Here is a 19,036-nt window from a genome sequence, read left to right on the forward strand (position 1 = left end):
CGAAAAATACGTGGAAAAGTACGATATTTACGCAATTGGCAATGCACTTGTCGATACCGAAATTGAAGTGACGGATGCTGATCTAGCGAAATTTGGCGTTGAAAAAGGCTTTATGACCTTGGTTGATGAGACACGTCAGCAAGAATTACTGGCGCATCTTGAAGGCCATCTAGTTGCTTCGAAACGAGCCAGCGGTGGTTCGGCATGCAATACCGTGATTGCTGCGAGTTATTTTGGCGCGAAGACCTTTTATAGCTGTAAATTGGCCGACGACGATGATGGTCGTTTTTATTTGAACGATTTGCAAAGTGCTCAAGTGGATTATCTTCCAAAATTTGCCGAACACCACGGGATTAGCGGCAAATGTTTGGTGCTGATTACTCCCGATGCGGAGCGATCCATGAATACCTTTTTAGGGATCAGCGAAACCGTTGGCGTGGATCAGTTGCATCTGTCTGTGGCCGCCAACAGTAAATACATTTACATTGAGGGTTATCTTTCGTCATCACCAACTGCGCGCGAGGCGGTTTTAAAGCTTCGTGAGCATGCATCACAAAACGGCGTTAAAACCGCATTAACCTTTTCTGATCCGGCTATGGTGGCTTATTTTAAAGAGCCTTTGTTGGAGATGATCGGTGAGGGTGTTGATCTATTGTTCTGCAATGAGGCTGAGGCGATGGATTTTACCGGAGCTTCAACACTGGACGATGCGGTTGAGGCGTTGAAAAAGTACACAAAATCTTTCGCGCTAACGCGGGGCTCAAAAGGTGCATTGCTATTTGACGGCGAACAACTGATTCAAGTCGAGCCACACAAGGTTGAACCAATTGATACCAATGGTGCTGGAGATCTGTTCGCTGGTGCTTTTATGTACGCAATTACTCAAGGACACAGCTTTGCCGATGCCGGTCGATTAGCAAGTTTGGCGTCTGCGACCTTGGTTTGTCAGTTTGGGCCTCGCTTAAGAGCCGACCAATACACTTCTCTATTAGAACAAACACTGGTTCCACTCTAAAAATTGGATCAAGTAGGCGGGTTTTTCACGAAAATGAGAGCCGCCTGCGTCATAAAAATCGACAAATGTGGCGCGTTAATTCAACTAATATCCCGAATTCGTACATAAATCTGCCCGTTTATCAAAAGCAAGCAAATTAAGCGTATTTTTACTTGCCTTTTAATGGTCTTTCAGTAGGATGATAGTGCTTAAATTTCGGTAGTATCTTGTCACTTGTTATACCGCTCCACGTTACACCTGCTTCTTGCCTTTGGCATCAAACCAGCAGTGCCACGTCCTGTATGCAAAGCAACAAACCGTATTTAACACACACTTTGCCCATATGGCCCAAATTTACACAATCACAGGATTATCTTTATGGCTAAAACTATCGGTACTGTTAAATGGTTTAATGAAACCAAAGGTTTTGGATTCATCTCTCAAGAATCAGGTCCAGACGTTTTCGTTCACTTCAGCGCCATCGTTGGTGACGGTTTCAAATCATTGGCAGAAGGTCAAAAAGTTGAAATGACCGTTACTGACGGCAAAAAAGGTCCACAAGCTGAAGAAGTTGTAGCGATCTAAATTGCGCTTGTGATGGTTCGTAAGAGCCATCACAAACCCTCCCATTTATTTATCCCTTTTTCGACGTTCATCCTCCTGTTTGTTCGTAGCTTTGCTGTTTTTCAGCACAAGCGATTGTTCTTGATGTTTTGCATTGATTAAGTTTTGTTTTCGGTTTGTGTTCTTTAATTTGGTGATTTCGAACCACGCTGAATAACAATATGAAAATTTGGTTGATGGCCAGCGGTATGTTTTCAATTCGAAGATACTTATACCGTTCAAGACTAAAACTAATGATTTTTAAATTAATGCGTCATTAACAATTTATATTTTTAAATTACAGCTATTTTTATTTGATAAACGAATATTTTTTTACTTACTCAGACTCATTAATTATAAAAATAAATATCGCCCTTTTTTTTAGCCGTTGCTGTGATTTCCCTGTGTAAAAGATGATTTTTTAGCAAGTTTCCTTCAGAATGACTTTGTCTCATTCGTTAATATCTTAAAGGTCGATCGCAACGTTCGGTGTAGGGTTAGCTCTTAGCGATCTCTGTTAAATCTTGGGGGAAACATGATACGAGCAATCTTTAACCGTAAGGGTGGTGTAGGTAAGTCGACAATTACGTGCAATCTCGCCGCGGTTGCCGCTCAACAAGGTAAAAAAGCGCTTGTGGTTGATATTGATCCCCAGGCGAACAGCACTCACTATTTAGGCCACGATGGCAATGACAATATTGTTGGCATTGGTGAGTTTTTTGATTCGCAAATTAATTACAGTTTTCGTGATTTAACCGCCGATGATTTTGTTCGGAAAACCAAGTTCGATAATTTATATTTAATTTCCGCCAATTCTGATCTTATCGATCTAGAGTCAAAACTCGTTTCCCGTCATAAAATTTACAAGTTGCGCAGTTTCTTAAAAGAGTTATCGAAAATTTACGATGAAATTTATATCGATACTCCGCCGGTATTAAATTTTTATTCGCTATCGGCGCTCATTGCCTGTGATAAATGCATTATTCCTTTCGATTGCGACGTATTCAGCCGTAAAGCCTTGTACGAGCTTTTGGAGAACATTAAAGAAGTTCGTGAAGATCACAACGATGAGTTAGAAATTGAAGGCATTGTTATCAATCAGTTTAATGCTCAGGCACGTCTTCCAGCAGAAGCGGTTGCTGAGTTAGAGGCAGAAGGTCTTCCCGTATTAAAACCTTTTTTGTCCAGCTCAATTAAAATTCGGGAGTCGCACCGCGAGCACAAACCTGTGGTTTTCATGAGTGCGAAACACAAGGTTGCTCAGGAGTTTACCGAATTGTATTTGCGTATTTCGGGTTTGTGGCAAGAGCCCGAAGAAGTCTCGAAAAGTGCTTACTCTCAAAAATCGGATTCGTCACAGCCATTATCTGAAGCGGATACCGAAGAAGTTGAAAAACAAGAAGTGGTTTAAGCGAAGTTCTGAATCAACTCAAGCTTCCAGCGAATCAAGTGCGTTTGGTCAGTTTCAAAAATTGTAAGTGACTAAAATTGTAAGTGACTAAAATTGTAAGTGACTAAAATTGTAAGTGACTAAAATTGTAGAAAGTTGGCAATCGTATTTTCAATGTCTACTTGTTGATTAAATCTCGTGTGAGTTAATCAGCGGTTCCTAAAACCTAAATAGAGTATTGAATGCAGATTTATAAATATGGCTCAGGCTATCTAGATCTTAGACTTTGTGAATCTGAGATTGAGTCGATAAGGTCTGAGCCATTGATCATTCGCTTTAAGGCACGATTACCGAGTTCGGTATTTGAACTTAGTCGAGATAACTACAGCAGTAATCGGTAACGGTTTTGATGTTTAGCTTGAAGCTGGAATTAGCAGGAACTTCGAAAGACTCTCCACCGGTAACGGTTTTCCAATCTTCGCCGGGTAATTGAATCTCCAAATCACCGGCAAGAATTTCCATCAACTCTTTGGCATCGGTGCCAAACTCGTATTCACCCGGAAGCATAATTCCTAGCGTTTTTTTGCTGCCATCGGCAAAGAGAACGGTTCTACTAGTGACCTTACCATCAAAATAAATATTCGCTTTTTTAGTGATGGTGACATCGGTAAATTGTGGCATAGCTTTTTATTTCCAATTGATGTTTAACAGAGTTTCGGTGAAAAGTACTTTTCTAGCTTATGGCTTTTCGACTCGATAAATTAATTTGCTTCTCGCAATAATTTAGCCGCAAGTGGCGCAAAGTAGGTAAGAATTCCATCGGCGCCGGCGCGTTTAAAACCCAGCAAAGATTCCATTACGGTTGCTTCTAGGTTGAGCCAACCATTTTGTGCCGCCGCACAAATCATCGCGTACTCGCCGCTTACTTGATAAGCGTAGGTGGGTACTTCCAATTCGCTTTTCACACGTCGCACGATATCCAAATAAGGCATGCCGGGCTTGACCATAAACATGTCTGCGCCTTCTTGAATGTCTAAGGCAACCTCGTGCAAGGCTTCGTTGCTGTTGGCGGGGTCCATTTGATAAGTGTACTTGTTACCGCCTTTCAAATTGCCAGCAGAGCCTACCGCGTCGCGAAATGGGCCGTAGTAGGCCGAAGCGTACTTGGCAGAGTAAGCCATGATTAAGGTGTTTACGTGACCGTTAGCTTCTAAGGTTTCGCGAATCGCGCCAATTCGACCGTCCATCATGTCAGACGGTGCAACCACATCGGCACCGGCTTCGGCATGAGAAAGCGCTTGTTTTACCAAGATCTCTTTGGTGATGTCGTTAAGCACGTAGCCGTTGTCATCAATGATGCCGTCTTGGCCGTGTGTTGTGAATGGGTCCAATGCCACATCGGTCATGACGCCCAATTCTGGAAAATTCTGCTTCAGTAATTGAACCGCTCTTTGGGCAAGTCCGTCGGGGTTGTAGGCCTCTTCGGCCATCAGTGACTTAGCTTCCGGCGGCGTTACCGGAAAAATAGCCACCATCGGAATGCCTAGCTCCACCCATTGTGCTGCTTCAACCAGTAATAAGTCCAAACTCAATCGCTCGACGCCCGGCATAGACGGGACGGCTTCGCGGTTGTTCTCGCCTTCGGTGACAAAGATCGGGTAGATCAGGTCGTCGACGGACAGTTGGTTTTCCCGAGCCAAGCGGCGGGAAAAGTCTTGCGCACGCAGGCGTCTCATTCGGGTGGAAGGAAAAGAACGCATAAAATCTCACTCGGTTATTGCACAGCTCAAAAAACGGCTCGGAGTTTAACAAGGTTATTAACGAATTCGATAGTTAAGAAAGCACATTATCCGTGGAACATGCTGACTAATAATCCGTTTTTTAAAGTATTTTGTTATTTTCACGATGCAATCAATGATAAAGGTGAATAATGTTGCAGTTTTGTCAAAGAATTGTGACTAACCCACAGAAACTCTGAATAGTGTTGAAGATAAGCTGTGGATAATTACTTCTAAAAGTCACAAAACCTCGCTTTAAGGGTTCTGGTTGGTTTTTGATCAATGAAATTTTAGGTAATTTTAGGCGACTTTTTATTACACAATTTTCAAAATTTTTATTTTTTATCCTGCCAAAACCTAATATGAACGATTGTTATATTTTCGGCGAGCTGAATTGGGTACGCATGAAAGTACCGAATTTATAAGACTTTTTTGAATTAGTCAGGGTGTTGAGCGTAGATTCCTCGTGGAACACTGAGACTGAGTAATTATTTCGATATCAGTTATTTCTTATTTTAAGATTAGCGTCACGTATTTATTAAAAAATATTTTTTTCTGATCAGATTGTTTTCTTTTCGATCCATCAAGGGTGAGTTGCTTGTGAATAACTTTGGGGATAAGGGTTTTTATAATCAACACTTATTTCGTTGTTTTCGTGTTTCTAGCTACTCGAAATAACGAGTTATGACATATTTTTGTCATATTGAACGATCGTAACGACAATATTTCGCCAGTTGTAATAATACTGTCTTGTACTAGCCATCGATTGGTTAAATTTATTGCAATAAGCTTTCGAAAATTAAAAAGAGAAAAACTACAAAAGACGGGTGTTCACCAACATGTTTTGTTGTTGGAATAAAATTTAGCAAGCACGAAGCTTCGAAGAGGGCTGAACATGTCTAACCGAAGTGAGTCATGTTCAGTTTAATAGGTCGCAGACGGAATTCGATGGTGGGTTTATGCGATTTATTAGCGTTACTTAAAAATAACGTTACATGAAAAGTTCGGCGAGACGCTCACCGGGATTCTCAGCCCGCATTAATGATTCACCCACCAAAAACGAGTGCACATTATGACCGCGCATGGCGGCGATATCATCGGTGGTGTGGATACCGCTTTCGGTGACGATGATTCGATCTTCTGGAATCAGGGGTAACAGATCGAACGTTGTATCTAAGGTCACCTCAAAGTTGTGCAGGTTGCGATTGTTGATACCGATCAGACGAGTATTCAACTGAAGCGCTGTTTCCAGTTCTTGGCGGTCGTGAACTTCCACTAACACATCAAGACCAATCTCAACGGCGAGATCGTGCAATTCTTTGAGTTTTTCAAAGCTCAAGCAGGCAACAATCAATAGAATACAGTCAGCACCTATCGCTCGTGATTCAAAAATTTGGTAGGGATCAACCATAAAGTCTTTGCGAATCACTGGCAGCGGTACAGTCGCACGTACTTCTTGTAAATACGCATCACTGCCCTGGAAAAAGTCCACATCGGTCAGCACAGACAAACAGGCTGCGCCACCTTGGTAATAGCTTTCGGCGATGGCTTTAGGGTCGAAATTTTCGCGAATAATGCCCTTACTGGGCGAGGCTTTTTTAATTTCGGCAATAACGGCGGCTTGATTGTTGGCCAGTTTATTTTCAATGGCGTTAACAAAGCCTCGCGCTGGAGTCTGTTGTTGAATACGTTGCTTGAGTGTTTCAAGACAAGTAACGTCACGTCGAGCGGCTACTTCTTCGAATTTACGTTCGACGATGGTTTTTAAGATCGTTGGCGTGTTCATTGTATTTGCGCTTATGAGTTCGTTATCGTGTTTATCGATTGGCAGAGGATGCCACCAGCAGATTGCCGGTGGCAGTTTATATCGATGCCAAAATCGATTGTTATGCGCTAAACACTTGGGTAAAAGCGACTAGCTCGTTTAACTTTTCTAAAGCTAAACCACTACCTAGGGCATCATTGGCCATGGTAACCCCGTCTTTTAGGGTGTCTGCGATTCCGCTTGCATAAATAGCGGCGCCTGCATTCAAAGCTATGATGTCGAGTGCCTTTTGGGCAATTGCTGTTTTCTCATTTTTCAGTGCACTTTTAATGATAGCAAGTGACTGATCGGCACTGTCTACGGCAAGACCATCAAGGCTTTGGGTGGCAATGCCGAAATCTTCTGGCTGAATCTGATAAGTAGTTACTTGGCCTTTGTTCAGTTCTGCCACAAAAGTAGGTGCGCCAATGGATATCTCATCCAAACCATCGAGTGCATGGACGACCAATACACGCTCACTGCCCAAGCGCTGTAAGACGTGCGCGAGAGGTTCGCACAGGTCTTTATTGAAGACACCGATCACCTGGCGAGTAACTTTTGCCGGGTTGGTTAAAGGGCCAAGCATATTAAAAATGGTGCGCAGGCCGAGCTCTTTGCGTGGGCCAATGGCGTGTTTCATTGCGCTGTGATGAGCAGGAGCAAACATAAAGCCAACCCCAAGCTCGTCCACACATCGAGCGACCTGTTCTGGTGTTAAATTAAGGTTAACTCCTGCTGCTTCTAATAGATCGGCACTGCCGGTGCTGCTTGAAACCGAGCGATTGCCGTGTTTGGCAACGCGTCCACCGGCGGCAGCAACTACAAAGGCTGAAGCTGTAGAAACATTAAATAAGTCAGCGCCGTCGCCACCGGTGCCGCAGGTATCTACGAGGTTTTCTTGGTTTAATTCAACGCCGGTTGCCAGTTCACGCATAACCGTGGCGGCACCAGTAATCTCGTCGATGCTTTCGCCTTTTAAGCGCAGAGCAACTAGAAATCCGCCAATCTGCGCATCGGTGGCGCCGCCGGTCATAATTTGGTGCATTACCTCGGTCATGTCGGTAACGCTTAGATCATTTCCCGCAACAACATCTTGAAGGGCTTGTTTTATATCGGTCATAGTGTGTCTTCCCAAACGGGAACCCGTTGTCAGTTACAACTTATTGATCGAGGAAGTTCTTCAGTAGTGCGTGGCCGTGCTCTGACAAAATCGATTCTGGATGAAACTGCACGCCTTCAACCGCTAACTCTTTATGGCGTACTCCCATGATCTCTTCGATGTCGCCATCGTCGGTTTGCGTCCATGCCGTCATCTCTAGGCAATCTGGCAGCGATTCTTTATCGAGTACCAGCGAGTGATAGCGAGTAGCGCGATAGGGCGACGGTAAACCTCGGAAAACACCGGTAGAGGTGTGATGAATCATTGAGGTCTTGCCGTGCATAATTTGCCCCGCGCGCACAATTTTACCGCCGTAGGCTTGGCCAATACTTTGATGTCCCAAGCAAACCCCTAAAATAGGGATTTTTCCGGCCAGCGATTTGATCACTTCAATGGAAACGCCAGCTTCGTCGGGATTGCCCGGACCCGGAGAAATAACAATTTTCTCGGGGTTCAGTTCAATAATTTGTTCGAGCGTTAATTCATCGTTGCGAATTACTTTAACATCGGCATCAAGTTCGGCCAGATATTGCACAACGTTGTAGGTGAAAGAATCGTAGTTATCGATCATTAAAATCATTGGAGTGCTCCTAATCCTATAAAACCATGTCTACCGCACGAAACATCGCGCGCGCTTTGTTCATGGTTTCTTTCCACTCCAATTCAGGTACCGAATCGGCAACAACGCCTGCACCTGCTTGCAGATATAGAGTTTGGTTTTTAATCACGGCCGTGCGAATGGCAATGGCGGTATCCATATTGCCGCTCCAGCCGATATAACCCACCGCGCCGCCGTAGATGCCGCGTTTTTCATTTTCTAGATCGTCAATGATTTCCATGGCCCGAATTTTCGGTGCACCACTGAGCGTACCGGCAGGCAAGCTCGCTTTAAGCACATCCATGGCGGTGAGGCCATCGCGAACTTGGCCGGTGACGTTTGAGGTAATGTGCATCACGTGGGAATAACGTTCTACGACCATCTTATCGGTCAGCTCAACGGTGCCTTTTTTGGCTACGCGGCCAACATCGTTGCGACCCAAATCGATCAACATTAAATGCTCGGCAATTTCTTTCGGATCGGCGAGCATTTCTTGCTCAAGAGCCAGATCTTCTTCTTCGGTTTTACCGCGTCGGCGTGTTCCTGCGATGGGTCGCACGGTCACTTCACCGTTTTCGAGCCGCGCTAAAATTTCTGGACTGGAACCCACAACTTGATGATCGCCCAAATCTAAAAAGTAGAGGTACGGCGACGGGTTAAGATTGCGCAGGGCGCGGTACAGGTTAATGGGTGATGCCGAGAAGGGAATCGAAAGACGTTGCGACAGAACCACCTGCATGGTGTTGCCGTCAAGAACGTGATCTTTAATAGCACCAATGGCTTTGGCGAAATTTTCTTCACCAAAGCTTGAGGTAAAATCGGCTTCTCGTTTGGCTTCACTGGTGAGCTTGATGGTTTTACCGGTTTCGGTCACGGGTTCGGCAAGTTTGGCTTCGAGTTCATCAAGACGGCGATTGGCCAACTCTAGAGCATTAGCCTTGTCAGCATGAGCGTGGGTAATAAAAATAAGCTTACCGGCAAGGTTATCGAAAACGAGAACGTCTTCAGAAACCATCAGCAAAATATCTGGTGTACCAATAACGTCTTTATTGACGCTGTCTTTGAGCTTCGGCTCAACGTAGCGCACGCAATCGTAACCAAAATAGCCAACCAATCCGCCGTTAAAGACCGGCAAACCCTCAATGGGTGCAACCTTAAAGCGTTGGCGAAAGCTTTCGACAAACGCTAATGGATCGGGAAGCGTGATGGTTTCGGTAAGTTTGCCGTGTTCTTCGACGGTAACTCTGTCACCAAAGGCTTTTAAAACCGTGGTACTGGGCAAGCCGATAATGGAATATCGCCCCCATTTCTCGCCACCTTGTACAGACTCTAGCAGGTAAGAATATTTACCCTGGGCGAGTTTTAGGTAGCAAGAAACCGGTGTTTCTAAGTCAGCGAGGATTTCGCGACAAACCGGAATACGGTTGTAGCCTTGGTTGACGTAGTTTTGAAATAATTCGGGCGTCATGATGGTATCTCTTCACGCACTTCGCGCTTTATTTTTGGGTTTATTCGATACGAGATGAAAACGGCGGACATGAAATGACCGCGATCTGGCTTTAGTGACGCCATCGCCATGAAGAGGCAAACGAATAACCATTGATTGCAATGATTGCGGCTTGCGTATTGATTTGGTTGAGCTGTTTAAGCATTAAACGCGACCAAAAAACCTGAGGTGGTTGAAAAATTGTGGCTAGTTTAGCCAGCTAGAGGCTGGTCGTCTAGCCAATCGTAACGGTGTTTTTGATTTAGCTTTCCAGTCATTGACAGAGTTCGGATAAATCATCGCCAATCCATAGATGTGGATAAATACTCAAGTCTTCACCACGATTATAGCCATAGGTGAGAGCAAGGCTTTTCACCAAGGCGGCTTCTGCGGCGAGTAGATCGTTGTTGGAATCACCAACCATCAATGCATCCTTGGCTTCAACTCGAAAGAATTCCATTGTGTGTAAGAGTGGTAACGGTTTGGGCTTCTTCTCGGCAAGGCATTCACCTCCCAGAGACATTTCAAAAAAGTCTTCGAGCTGTTGGCTTTTTAAAATGGCGGGCACAAAGTCGATGGGCTTGTTGGTGACCACGGCCATTCGCACATTATTCGCTTTAAGAAACGCTAGGAATTCTAAAACGCCCGGAAAAAGGCTTAGACCTTGCTCGCTGGTGTGCGCATAGTGTTTGCGAAAGCCTTCTATGCCTTTATCCAAATTGGTCGCAACATCGATACCCGCATCCGCTAGGGCGCGCTCGACTAACAACTTTTGGCCGTTACCAACCCAGCTGCGAACCTTATCTTCTCCAGCAGGAGACAGCTCAAATTCAATCAGCATTTTATCCACAGCGGCGGCAATGCCCGGAACACTGTCAACCAAGGTGCCGTCGAGATCGAACATCACCAACTTTGGCAGGCCGCCAAACAATCGCTGCAACAAGGTAGGTTTGGCTGTGGTCGCGCCCATGCGATAAAGCTCCTGAAAACTGTAAGAAAAATACATAAGCTCTGACAGGTTCAGAGCTTTCTTTGAATTACGCGGATTTACCACCAACCAGTGCCAGCTCGGCACGCATGGCATCAATGGCATCTTTGTAGTTGGGTTTGCTGAAAATCGCAGAACCGGCCACAAAGGTGTCGGCACCGGCTTCGGCGATCGCACGAATGTTGTCGGCAGTGACGCCACCGTCGATTTCTAGGCGAATGGCTTGGCCGGTTGCATCAATGGCGGCACGGGCTTCACGCAATTTATCTAGGGTATAGGGAATGAATTTTTGTCCGCCAAAACCTGGATTCACCGACATCAACAGCAGCATATCCAATTGTGGCAACACGGTTTTAATGCTGCTCACTTCGGTAGCCGGATTTAAAACCAAACCCGCCTTACAACCGGCCGCTTTAATCAATTGAATTGAGCGATCGACATGGCGAGAGGCCTCCGGGTGGAAGGTGATGTAGGTTGCACCTGCGTCGGCAAATTGACCGATAAGATCATCAACCGGCTCAACCATTAAATGCACATCAATGGGCGCTTCAATGCCGTAATTTCTCAGTGCCTTAGCGACCATAGGGCCGACGGTTAAATTAGGCACATAGTGATTGTCCATAACATCAAAGTGAACGATGTCGGCGCCGGAGGCCAGAACGGATTCGACTTCTTGGCCGAGTCTTGCGAAATCAGCGGCTAAAATAGAAGGAGCGATTTTGAAATCTTGCATGTGAGCTTACCCGGTGGTGAATCCTTCCATGGTTTTGTGGACATTGAATACTGGTTTACGAATGCCTCAACACGGCGACATATCGAGTGCGCGTGTTGAAAGCGGCGCTATTGTACTGAAAAAAGCCTCAATCACCCAATTTAGGCTATTTTTTTCGAAATTCCTTCGAATATCTCTACTTTTAATCATCGAGTTGCTTATGTGTTCGAGTGTTTCTGCGCAGGAAGCCGAACCCGATGCCGAAGATAGCAGCTCGCAAGCCGATGTGACGATTGAACGTGTCGCTACCGATTTTAGAAACCGGTACCTGCGCGAAATGCAGTTGGTCGCCGAGCAGTTACCCTTAGCTGAAATTCACTGGTTAAACGCCGAAGGCTTAGAGTTTCTGTCGGCGCTGGAGGTCGCAGAATCATCGGCCATCAAAGGCAATGTCATTATTGTTCCTAGTAAGTCCCAACATGCGGTTTGGCCAACTACAGTTAAACCTTTACAGACGCGATTGGCCTCGGGTGGCTGGTCGGTGATTACCATCACGCCAATTCGCTTGCCGCCGTTGATGTATCCGAGGAGTGCGCAGGAATCAGATGCTATGGCCGATGATGGTAGCGAAATGGAAGAATCCATGGCTGATAAGCCGATGATGGCCGAAAAATCTATGGCCGAAGACGATAAAGCCATGATGATCAAGGATGATAAAGCCGTTGAATCTTTGGATCTCTCCAAGGTGTTGGACGCACAACTGGATGCGGCCTTAGAGCTTATCCAACAAACAAATCCCGCGAAGGTGGTGTTGGTGGGAATTGGTGATGGTGCGGTGTGGGCGACTCGCTACGCACAAAAGCTGATCGAACGTAATAGAACTCAAAATCCTGTATTAGCGCTGGTATTAATTGATGCCGAAAACAGCGTTGTTCGTATGCAGAAGTCCGGCGACATGATGATCGATAAGAGCCGCATGTTGGATAAATCAGACGCCACGGACGCCGCTATGATGGAAAACGCAATGGTGGATAAACCTGAAATGACGGATAAATCTGGAATGATGGCTGGCGATAACGCTCGAAAGGTTGCACTGTTTAAGCGGGTTGAGAAGGCCGATCTGGTGACTGCTTTGAATGCACCCGCGCCGGTGTTGGATATTTATCATCGCAGTGGCACCGCGAATATTGCAGCAAAACTCAGAAAAACTACCGCAATACGTAACGGCTATGAGCGTTATGTACAGCAGGCGTTACCCGATGCACCGGAAAACCCGGAGTTTCTCGCCAATCGAGTGCTGGGTTTTATCAATCGCACGGTTCAATAATTCGAAACCTATTTACTGAGCAGATCGCGAAGTGCTTCAAGACGTTCCGGCGTTCCTATGTCGAGCCAAAGTCCGCTATGAATCGAGGCGCCTAATTTCCCCAAAGCAATAGCGGCGTCGAAAACTTCTTTTAACGGATAGGCCTCGCGGCGGTGCTGATAGCGGGTAATCAGTTTTGGATCAATCAGCGCGACACCGCTGTAGGTGAAGGTCTGCTTGGTTTTACTCGGTAAAATTTGTCCGGATTCGGAAACGGAAAAGTCGCCATTCGGGTTGTGATCAGGATTATTCACCAGCAGCAAGCGCGCAAGGTTGGCGTGCAAAGGTAACCGACTAAATTGCGCGAGATCGACATCGGTCCAAATGTCGCCGTTGACCAACAGAAACGGTTCTTCGCCCAATATCGCCAAGGCTTTATCGATACCTCCGGCGGTTTCCAGCGGTTCTTCTTCGACGGAATAATGAATGGTTAAACCGCGATCACTACCATCACCGATCTTGTCGATAATTTGCTGGCCAAGGTAAGCGACATTAATAACAACCTCGGTAATGCCGGCTTGTTTTAGTCGCGTCAGTTGATGGCCGATTAGGCTGTCTTTGCCGACCTCCAACAAAGGCTTGGGAGTGTGTGCGGTTAACGGCAGCATACGCTTGCCAAAACCCGCCGCCAGTAGCATCGCTTTCACAGAAAAGTCCTAAGCAAAGAGGTTATGTCTAAAGTTGCCAAGGCTTGGCGCTGTCTGGGTTGTACCAAGGTTGCAGCTCAACGGCGGGTAAAACCACGTCACGCAGTAAATCGGCAAAAGAGGCTAATTCAGAATAGTGCTCGGCGGCGTCTAGGGTGTAGGCAAAGACGCGGGTTAAATCATTGAGATAATTAGATTTTGCGTCGCGTAAATTTAGGCGCGCAAAGATGCCCAACACTTTTATGTGGCGTTGCAGGCCCATGAGGTCGAACCAGCGCATAAAGGTAGTTTCATCGACATCGGCCAGTAATCCGGCGTCGGTGGCGAGTTCACGATAATTCAATGCCCAGCGTTTTATCTGCTCCGGCTGCCAGCGCACGTAGCAATCTTTAAATAGGCTGACGAGATCGTAGGTAATTGGTCCCCAAACGGCGTCTTGAAAATCAATCACACCCAAAGGCAAACCGTCGCGCACGATAAGGTTACGACTGTGGTAATCGCGATGCACCAAAACCTGTGGTTGAACAAGAGCGTTGTGGATCAGTGTGTCGAAGCTTTGTTTTAGTGTCTGCTTTTGCTCGTCGTTAAAAAACAAACCCAGTTGCTGTTCAATAAACCAAGTTTCAAACAGCGCCATTTCGGCTTTGAGCTTTTGTGGGCTGTAGGATTCGATGTCCAAATCGTAATCGCGATTCAGTTGCAGTGAGACCAGAGTCATGGCTGCTTCTGCGTAGAGCATTTGTGCGTTCAAAGCATCTTCGCTCAGTGCTGCCAGTAAAAGGTCGTCTCCAAAATCTTCCAGCAGTAACCAACCCTTACCTTCTTTAATGGCGATCACTTGCGGTGCGCTAACACCGCTACCGTTTAAGCTTTCGGAAAGTTCATGAAACAGAGTGGTATTGACCGTAGTTGCGGGACAGGCGGCCGCGATTAGGGTGATTGGAGAATTGGGGAAGTTCACACGAAAGTAACGCCTAAAACCTGCGTCACCGGTAAGCGTTGATAAAAATGCATGGTTGATTTGCTCGTTAGAGAGCGATGCAAACGACAAGTTTACCAGTTGTTGTTTAATCCAATGTTCGAATTCGGCGCCGGTTTCAGGTAAGGGTTCAGTCATTATTATGTGCTTACTTTAATATTGGGGTAATCAGATCAATGTTTATTGAGCAACTTGGCTCGATATTCTGCTTTAATTTTTCAGTTTGAGTTCTTGGTGTCGGTTTCTGTCGAGGGTCTTTTCAACAATGAAATTAGTCAGCATCAAGTTGGTTGTCTATTAGTGATGCTGGAGTTTTATTGCCACCATGACTTCTTTGACCGGTGGCTTTCGCGTAGAATCTCGCATCCACTGTTAACCGAATCATGCTGCCCACACATGCTGTCAAGTTTACCAACCGGATTGTCTCGTCATCATCGCTCAAGTCATAAACCTGTTCGAGTATCAACGTTGATTGGTGCGCCGGTTTCTGTAGGCAAACAGCGTTTTGCTCGCAAGTCTTTGTCGAAATTAATCCAGACATTATCACTGGGTGCAAGTCTTTTCTCCTGCGTTATAGGCGCAAGCTCAAGCGTATACGCGCAATCTGGAAACGATAATGGCGGTGGCGAACTGCTAAATTCGCGCACCGATTTAAGTAACGTAGCGCCGCAATTTGTCGATTGGGTGCTGCGCGAAGACATGACGCAACAGCAAATAGACTCGCTATTGCGCACCGACGTATGTGCGGGCCATTACTTCGCACCAGAAGAATTGTTGCAAGCCACTTCTGATGACAATCCGCCGCTTGAAGCCATTGCTGATCGCACCGAGTTAATCAACGGTACTACTTATTTGCTAGAAGGTGGCGTGAAGGCGATTCAGGGGCGTCGCTCTATCGAAGCCGATCGTGTGGTAATTGATCAGACCACAGGTCAGGCAGAAGCCGAAGGTGGCGTGGTGTATCGCGAACCGGAACTTAGAATCATCGCCGACAAAGGCGAGATTAATAATCAAAATAATACGGCCGAATTTAACGAAGTTAATTTACTGTTGTATGCCAATCAAATGCGCGCCGATGCTGTGCGTTTGAAACGTCACGCCAACAACAGTCTGCATCTTAACGAAACCACCATTACCGCCTGTCCGCCGGGGCAAACGCCGGATTGGCAGATTGAATCAGAATCGGTGGATATTCGTGAAGGTCAGCTTTGGGGTGTTGCTAAAAATCCCGTGTTTAAATTCAAAGGCGTGCCGGTTTTTTATCTGCCGTTCATGACCTTTCCGACCAGCAACGAACGTCTGTCGGGCTTTTTATTTCCAACTGTGGGCTTCAGTGATAACGGCGGTTTAGACGTAAGTCTGCCGTATTATTTTAACCTAGCGCCCAATTACGATTTGATTGTTAACCCACGTGTTATTAATGATCGCGGTCCTATTTTAGAGACGCAATTTCGTCATTTGTCTAAACAGTTTGAATCGGAATTGGACTTGGCCTATCTCGAAGATGATCCCGGTGTTGACGGTCGTGATACCGACTCATTGGTAGAGGCAGGCATCATTGAGCCGGGCGAAGACAACCCATTTATCAACCGCGATCGCTGGTTGGTTGGTTTGTATCAGAAAGGCGGCGCCTCCGCTGGTGCTCCGGTGAGCTGGTACAGCTCTATCGATTTCACCCGTGTCAGTGATCAGAACTATTTTCGCGACCTGAACAACACTGCCATTGATGTCAGTTCTGAAACGCACTTACTGCGCAACGGTACCGTCGGTTATCGCACTAATAATTGGAACTTTAAACTTGCTGCCACCAGTTACCAGACGCTGGTTTTTGATATTTTTGAACCCTACCAAGAGCTGCCGCGCATCAACGTAGACGGTAATTACGAGTGGGGTGATTTCTCTCTCAACGCTAAACACGAGGTGGTTAGTTTTGAGCACAGCGATGAGTTCGATTTTAGAGACAGAAATATCATTGTGGGTGATCGTGCCCGTGCCGAATACGATTTCCTCTGGAGAAATCAGGCGCAATACGGCTTTTTCACACCGGGCGTTCACTTAAAGCACACTCGCTTTGATCTCAACGGCGATAATCTTTCCGACGGTGTGGATACTTCCCAAGACTACACGGTGTTGCAGGGCAGTTTAGATACGGGGTTGTTCTTCGAGCGCGAAGGCCGTTTGGCTGGCGAAGGTTATTTGCAAACTTTCGAGCCGAGACTGTTTTACTTTTACAGTGATTTCGCCGATCAAAGCGAATTGTTGCGACTTACCGACGATAACCAAAACGTCGATTTTGACTCGGCCGACTTAAGCTTCGATTACAACCAGTTATTTCGTACTTCAAGATTTTCCGGCGGCGATCGCATCGATGACGATCATCGCTTAAGCGTGGGTTTAACCACACGTTTTATCAACAACGACAGCGGTCAAGAAGTCTTTAGAGCGAGCGTCGGGCAGATTTTTTACTTCGAAGATCGACGTGTATTTTTGAGCTCCAGCCGAGAAGAGGTCACTCCTAACTCCGAAATCGCCGGTGAATTTAGCGCAGCGCTTTCAAACGTTCTTACTTGGTCTTCCGACATTATTTACGATGAAGAAGAGCAATTAATGAGTGAAGGTCGCACCAGTCTTCGTTACCTAGATGACGATTATCGATTGATTAACGTCGGCTTTAACTTCAACAGACGCAACGATCGCATCGAGGCCGATGGTAGAACCGTTGAGACCAGCACTCGTCAGAGTGATCTATCTGTGGTTTTGCCTGTCAATAAAAAAGTCAGTGTGATTTTCCGAAATCTGCACGATTTCACCTTTGATCGGGAACTGGACACTTTTGGCGGCTTCGAATACAACAGTTGCTGTTATCGAGCACGATTTATTTGGCGCCGTTGGATCGACAGTGACTTGGCTGAAGTAATCGACGAAGAAGACTTAGATTTCAAAAGCGGTGTCTTCTTTGATATTCAGTTCAAAGGTTTAGGCAGTGGTCAGGGTAAATTTGCCAAACTTCTGTCTGAGGCGATTCCCGGATATTCAACTCGGGAGTTGAGAATCGCGCCAACGCCCTAATTGAGTTTAAACGTTGAAAAAACTCAATAGATGTACAAAAATTCGGCGCTGCTTTGACGCCAAAATCATAAAGTTAGGTAGATTCAAATTGAAGAAAAACCGAATGACTCAGACTCTTTTCTCACTCAATCCAATGGCTTGGCCGGTGAAATACAATCTACGCAAATTCTTGGCAATGGCGAGCCTGTGCTTGTGCGCTGATCTTGCAACCGCAAAAACCGAAGGTCTCGATCGCGTTGTCGCCGTTGTGGATGAAGACGTGGTTATGGAGAGCGAGCTTCAAAACCAGTTGAATCAAGTCAAAGAGCAATTGCAAGCTCGCGGCCAGTTGCCGCCCGATGAAGTACTGCAAGATCAGGTGCTTGAACACTTGGTTGTGAAGCGTTTGCAGTTGGCCATGGGATATCGCATGGGCATCGAAATTGGCGATGACGAAATCGAAAAAACCCTGACGCGCCTACACAGTACTAATAATCTTACTCGCGAGCAGTTTTTCAATAAACTTGCTAACGATGGTGTTTCTCCCGCCGCTATGCGCCAGCAGCTGCACGATGAAATCATGATTCAACGTGTTCAGCAGGCGCGTGTTAACTATCGAATTCAGATTACCGAACAAGAAATCGATAACTTCTTGAATTCTGAAGAAGGTAAATTCTGGTTATCTCCAGAGTACCAATTAGGCCATATTCTAGTACCGTTCAGTGACGCTGGTCGCGGTGATGACGTCGCCAAAACCCAAGCCATTGCCGAAAAACTCTATGAACAGTTGTCGCTGGGCGCGGATTTTAAAAACCTAGCCGTGGCGCATTCAGGTGGCCAAAATGCATTGAATGGTGGCGATTTGGGCTGGCGTAAAGGTATCGAACTACCAGAGGTCTTTTCGGAGCATCTCAATAGTATGAAGGTTGGTGAAATCAGCAAGCCGTTTAAGTCTGGTGCAGGTTTTCATATCCTTAAAATATACGATCGCAAAGGTGCCGAAGAAACCGTTATTGAACAAGCGCATGTTCGTCATATTCTGTTAAAGCCGTCTGAGATTCTTACCGATGAAGAAGCCTACGAGCTGTTGCTGACTTATCGTGAGCAGATCATGAAAGGCGAAGCCGATTTTGAAGCTCTGGCTAAAATTCATTCCGAAGATATTGGTTCCATGTTATCTGGGGGTGATTTGGGTTGGTCTTTACCGGGTAAGTTTGTTCCAGAGTTTGAGCAGATGATGAATCAAACTCCGGTAGGTGAAATCAGTCTGCCGTTTAGAAGCCAATTTGGCTGGCATATTCTTAAAATTGATGATCGCCGCGACGAAAACATGACTGAGACCGTTGTTCGCAATCGCGCCGAAAATTTGTTACGCAGCCGTCGTTTTAACGAAGAGCTTGAAATTTGGTTGCAAGAATTGCGTGGTCAAGCGTACGTTGAAACTCGTTTAGGCGAGTAATCTCCAACAATTCTATTCACTTTAC

At 46.0% G+C, this 19,036-nt stretch carries 16 protein-coding genes; 6 read left to right on the forward strand and 10 right to left on the reverse strand.

Translation table 11 applies throughout. The features are described 5' to 3' along the window. The first annotated feature begins 10 nt into the window (after positions 1–10). The 3 genes from ACYQ28_RS10395 (at position 11) to ACYQ28_RS10405 (ending at position 3,008) form a co-directional block, all read left to right on the forward strand. Entirely contained in the window at positions 11–1,015 is a 1,005-nt protein-coding gene (locus ACYQ28_RS10395; RefSeq protein WP_460050160.1) for an adenosine kinase, read from the forward strand. 357 nt (positions 1,016–1,372) lie between these two features. Continuing rightward, positions 1,373–1,579, forward strand: a complete 207-nt coding sequence (locus ACYQ28_RS10400) for a cold-shock protein (protein WP_460050158.1) — start codon at positions 1,373–1,375, stop codon at positions 1,577–1,579. 553 nt (positions 1,580–2,132) lie between these two features. Continuing rightward, the gene (locus ACYQ28_RS10405) at positions 2,133–3,008 is read left to right on the forward strand and encodes a ParA family protein (RefSeq protein ID WP_460050156.1); all 876 of its coding nucleotides are present in this window, start codon (positions 2,133–2,135) and stop codon (positions 3,006–3,008) included. Between the two features lie 348 nt (positions 3,009–3,356). Here ACYQ28_RS10405 and ppnP read toward each other — a convergent pair whose 3' ends face one another. From ppnP to rpe, 8 genes are all read right to left on the reverse strand, one after another. After that, complete coding sequence (ppnP, locus tag ACYQ28_RS10410; RefSeq protein ID WP_460050154.1) at positions 3,357–3,668, reverse strand: pyrimidine/purine nucleoside phosphorylase; 312 nt, start codon at positions 3,666–3,668, stop codon at positions 3,357–3,359. Between the two features lie 80 nt (positions 3,669–3,748). Further along, complete coding sequence (gene hemB / locus ACYQ28_RS10415; protein WP_460050152.1) at positions 3,749–4,747, reverse strand: porphobilinogen synthase; 999 nt, start codon at positions 4,745–4,747, stop codon at positions 3,749–3,751. 1,009 nt (positions 4,748–5,756) lie between these two features. Next, positions 5,757–6,551 carry an indole-3-glycerol phosphate synthase TrpC gene (gene trpC, locus ACYQ28_RS10420; RefSeq protein ID WP_460050150.1) on the reverse strand — a complete coding sequence of 265 codons (795 nt, stop codon included), beginning with the start codon at positions 6,549–6,551 and terminating at the stop codon, positions 5,757–5,759. A gap of 100 nt (positions 6,552–6,651) precedes the next feature. After that, entirely contained in the window at positions 6,652–7,689 is a 1,038-nt protein-coding gene (gene trpD, locus ACYQ28_RS10425) for an anthranilate phosphoribosyltransferase (RefSeq protein ID WP_460050148.1), read from the reverse strand. A 40-nt stretch (positions 7,690–7,729) separates the two neighbouring features. Continuing rightward, positions 7,730–8,308: an anthranilate synthase component II gene (locus tag ACYQ28_RS10430; protein WP_460050146.1), complete on the reverse strand. Its 579-nt coding sequence runs from the start codon at positions 8,306–8,308 to the stop codon at positions 7,730–7,732. Between the two features lie 16 nt (positions 8,309–8,324). Beyond that, a complete protein-coding gene (gene trpE, locus ACYQ28_RS10435) occupies positions 8,325–9,794 on the reverse strand; it encodes an anthranilate synthase component I (RefSeq protein WP_460050144.1) in 1,470 nt (489 codons plus the stop codon). 292 nt (positions 9,795–10,086) lie between these two features. After that, a complete protein-coding gene (locus tag ACYQ28_RS10440) occupies positions 10,087–10,782 on the reverse strand; it encodes a phosphoglycolate phosphatase (protein WP_460050142.1) in 696 nt (231 codons plus the stop codon). A gap of 67 nt (positions 10,783–10,849) precedes the next feature. After that, positions 10,850–11,533 carry a ribulose-phosphate 3-epimerase gene (gene rpe / locus ACYQ28_RS10445; protein ID WP_460050140.1) on the reverse strand — a complete coding sequence of 228 codons (684 nt, stop codon included), beginning with the start codon at positions 11,531–11,533 and terminating at the stop codon, positions 10,850–10,852. A 28-nt stretch (positions 11,534–11,561) separates the two neighbouring features. Here rpe and ACYQ28_RS10450 point away from each other — a divergent pair, with 28 nt between their 5' ends. Continuing rightward, positions 11,562–12,839 (forward strand): DUF3530 family protein, encoded by a 1,278-nt coding sequence (locus ACYQ28_RS10450; protein ID WP_460050138.1) that lies wholly within the window; start codon positions 11,562–11,564, stop codon positions 12,837–12,839. An 8-nt stretch (positions 12,840–12,847) separates the two neighbouring features. Here the strand turns inward: ACYQ28_RS10450 and murU are convergent, their stop codons facing one another. After that, positions 12,848–13,516, reverse strand: coding sequence for an N-acetylmuramate alpha-1-phosphate uridylyltransferase MurU (gene murU / locus ACYQ28_RS10455; protein ID WP_460050210.1), 669 nt, complete (start codon positions 13,514–13,516; stop codon positions 12,848–12,850). Between the two features lie 37 nt (positions 13,517–13,553). After that, on the reverse strand, positions 13,554–14,642 hold the full coding sequence (locus ACYQ28_RS10460) for an aminoglycoside phosphotransferase family protein (RefSeq protein WP_460050136.1): 1,089 nt from the start codon (positions 14,640–14,642) through the stop codon (positions 13,554–13,556). A 96-nt stretch (positions 14,643–14,738) separates the two neighbouring features. Between ACYQ28_RS10460 and ACYQ28_RS10465 the strand changes: the two genes are divergently transcribed. Together ACYQ28_RS10465 and ACYQ28_RS10470 are read left to right on the forward strand one after the other, a co-directional pair. Continuing rightward, on the forward strand, positions 14,739–17,573 hold the full coding sequence (locus ACYQ28_RS10465; protein WP_460050134.1) for an LPS-assembly protein LptD: 2,835 nt from the start codon (positions 14,739–14,741) through the stop codon (positions 17,571–17,573). Between the two features lie 103 nt (positions 17,574–17,676). Further along, positions 17,677–19,011, forward strand: coding sequence for a peptidylprolyl isomerase (locus ACYQ28_RS10470; protein WP_460050132.1), 1,335 nt, complete (start codon positions 17,677–17,679; stop codon positions 19,009–19,011). Positions 19,012–19,036 lie beyond the last annotated feature (25 nt).

The organism is Sessilibacter sp. MAH1 (genome assembly GCF_054658315.1).

Coding starts and splice junctions, on each gene's coding strand:
- ACYQ28_RS10400 (WP_460050158.1), top strand. CDS start 1,373: ATGGCTAAAACTATCGGTACTGTTAAATGGTTTAATGAAACCAAAGGT.
- ACYQ28_RS10405 (WP_460050156.1), top strand. CDS start 2,133: ATGATACGAGCAATCTTTAACCGTAAGGGTGGTGTAGGTAAGTCGACA.
- ppnP (WP_460050154.1), bottom strand. CDS start 3,668: ATGCCACAATTTACCGATGTCACCATCACTAAAAAAGCGAATATTTAT.
- hemB (WP_460050152.1), bottom strand. CDS start 4,747: ATGCGTTCTTTTCCTTCCACCCGAATGAGACGCCTGCGTGCGCAAGAC.
- trpC (WP_460050150.1), bottom strand. CDS start 6,551: ATGAACACGCCAACGATCTTAAAAACCATCGTCGAACGTAAATTCGAA.
- trpD (WP_460050148.1), bottom strand. CDS start 7,689: ATGACCGATATAAAACAAGCCCTTCAAGATGTTGTTGCGGGAAATGAT.
- ACYQ28_RS10430 (WP_460050146.1), bottom strand. CDS start 8,308: ATGATTTTAATGATCGATAACTACGATTCTTTCACCTACAACGTTGTG.
- trpE (WP_460050144.1), bottom strand. CDS start 9,794: ATGACGCCCGAATTATTTCAAAACTACGTCAACCAAGGCTACAACCGT.
- ACYQ28_RS10440 (WP_460050142.1), bottom strand. CDS start 10,782: ATGGGCGCGACCACAGCCAAACCTACCTTGTTGCAGCGATTGTTTGGC.
- rpe (WP_460050140.1), bottom strand. CDS start 11,533: ATGCAAGATTTCAAAATCGCTCCTTCTATTTTAGCCGCTGATTTCGCA.
- ACYQ28_RS10450 (WP_460050138.1), top strand. CDS start 11,562: ATGGTTTTGTGGACATTGAATACTGGTTTACGAATGCCTCAACACGGC.
- murU (WP_460050210.1), bottom strand. CDS start 13,516: ATGCTACTGGCGGCGGGTTTTGGCAAGCGTATGCTGCCGTTAACCGCA.
- ACYQ28_RS10460 (WP_460050136.1), bottom strand. CDS start 14,642: ATGACTGAACCCTTACCTGAAACCGGCGCCGAATTCGAACATTGGATT.
- ACYQ28_RS10470 (WP_460050132.1), top strand. CDS start 17,677: ATGACTCAGACTCTTTTCTCACTCAATCCAATGGCTTGGCCGGTGAAA.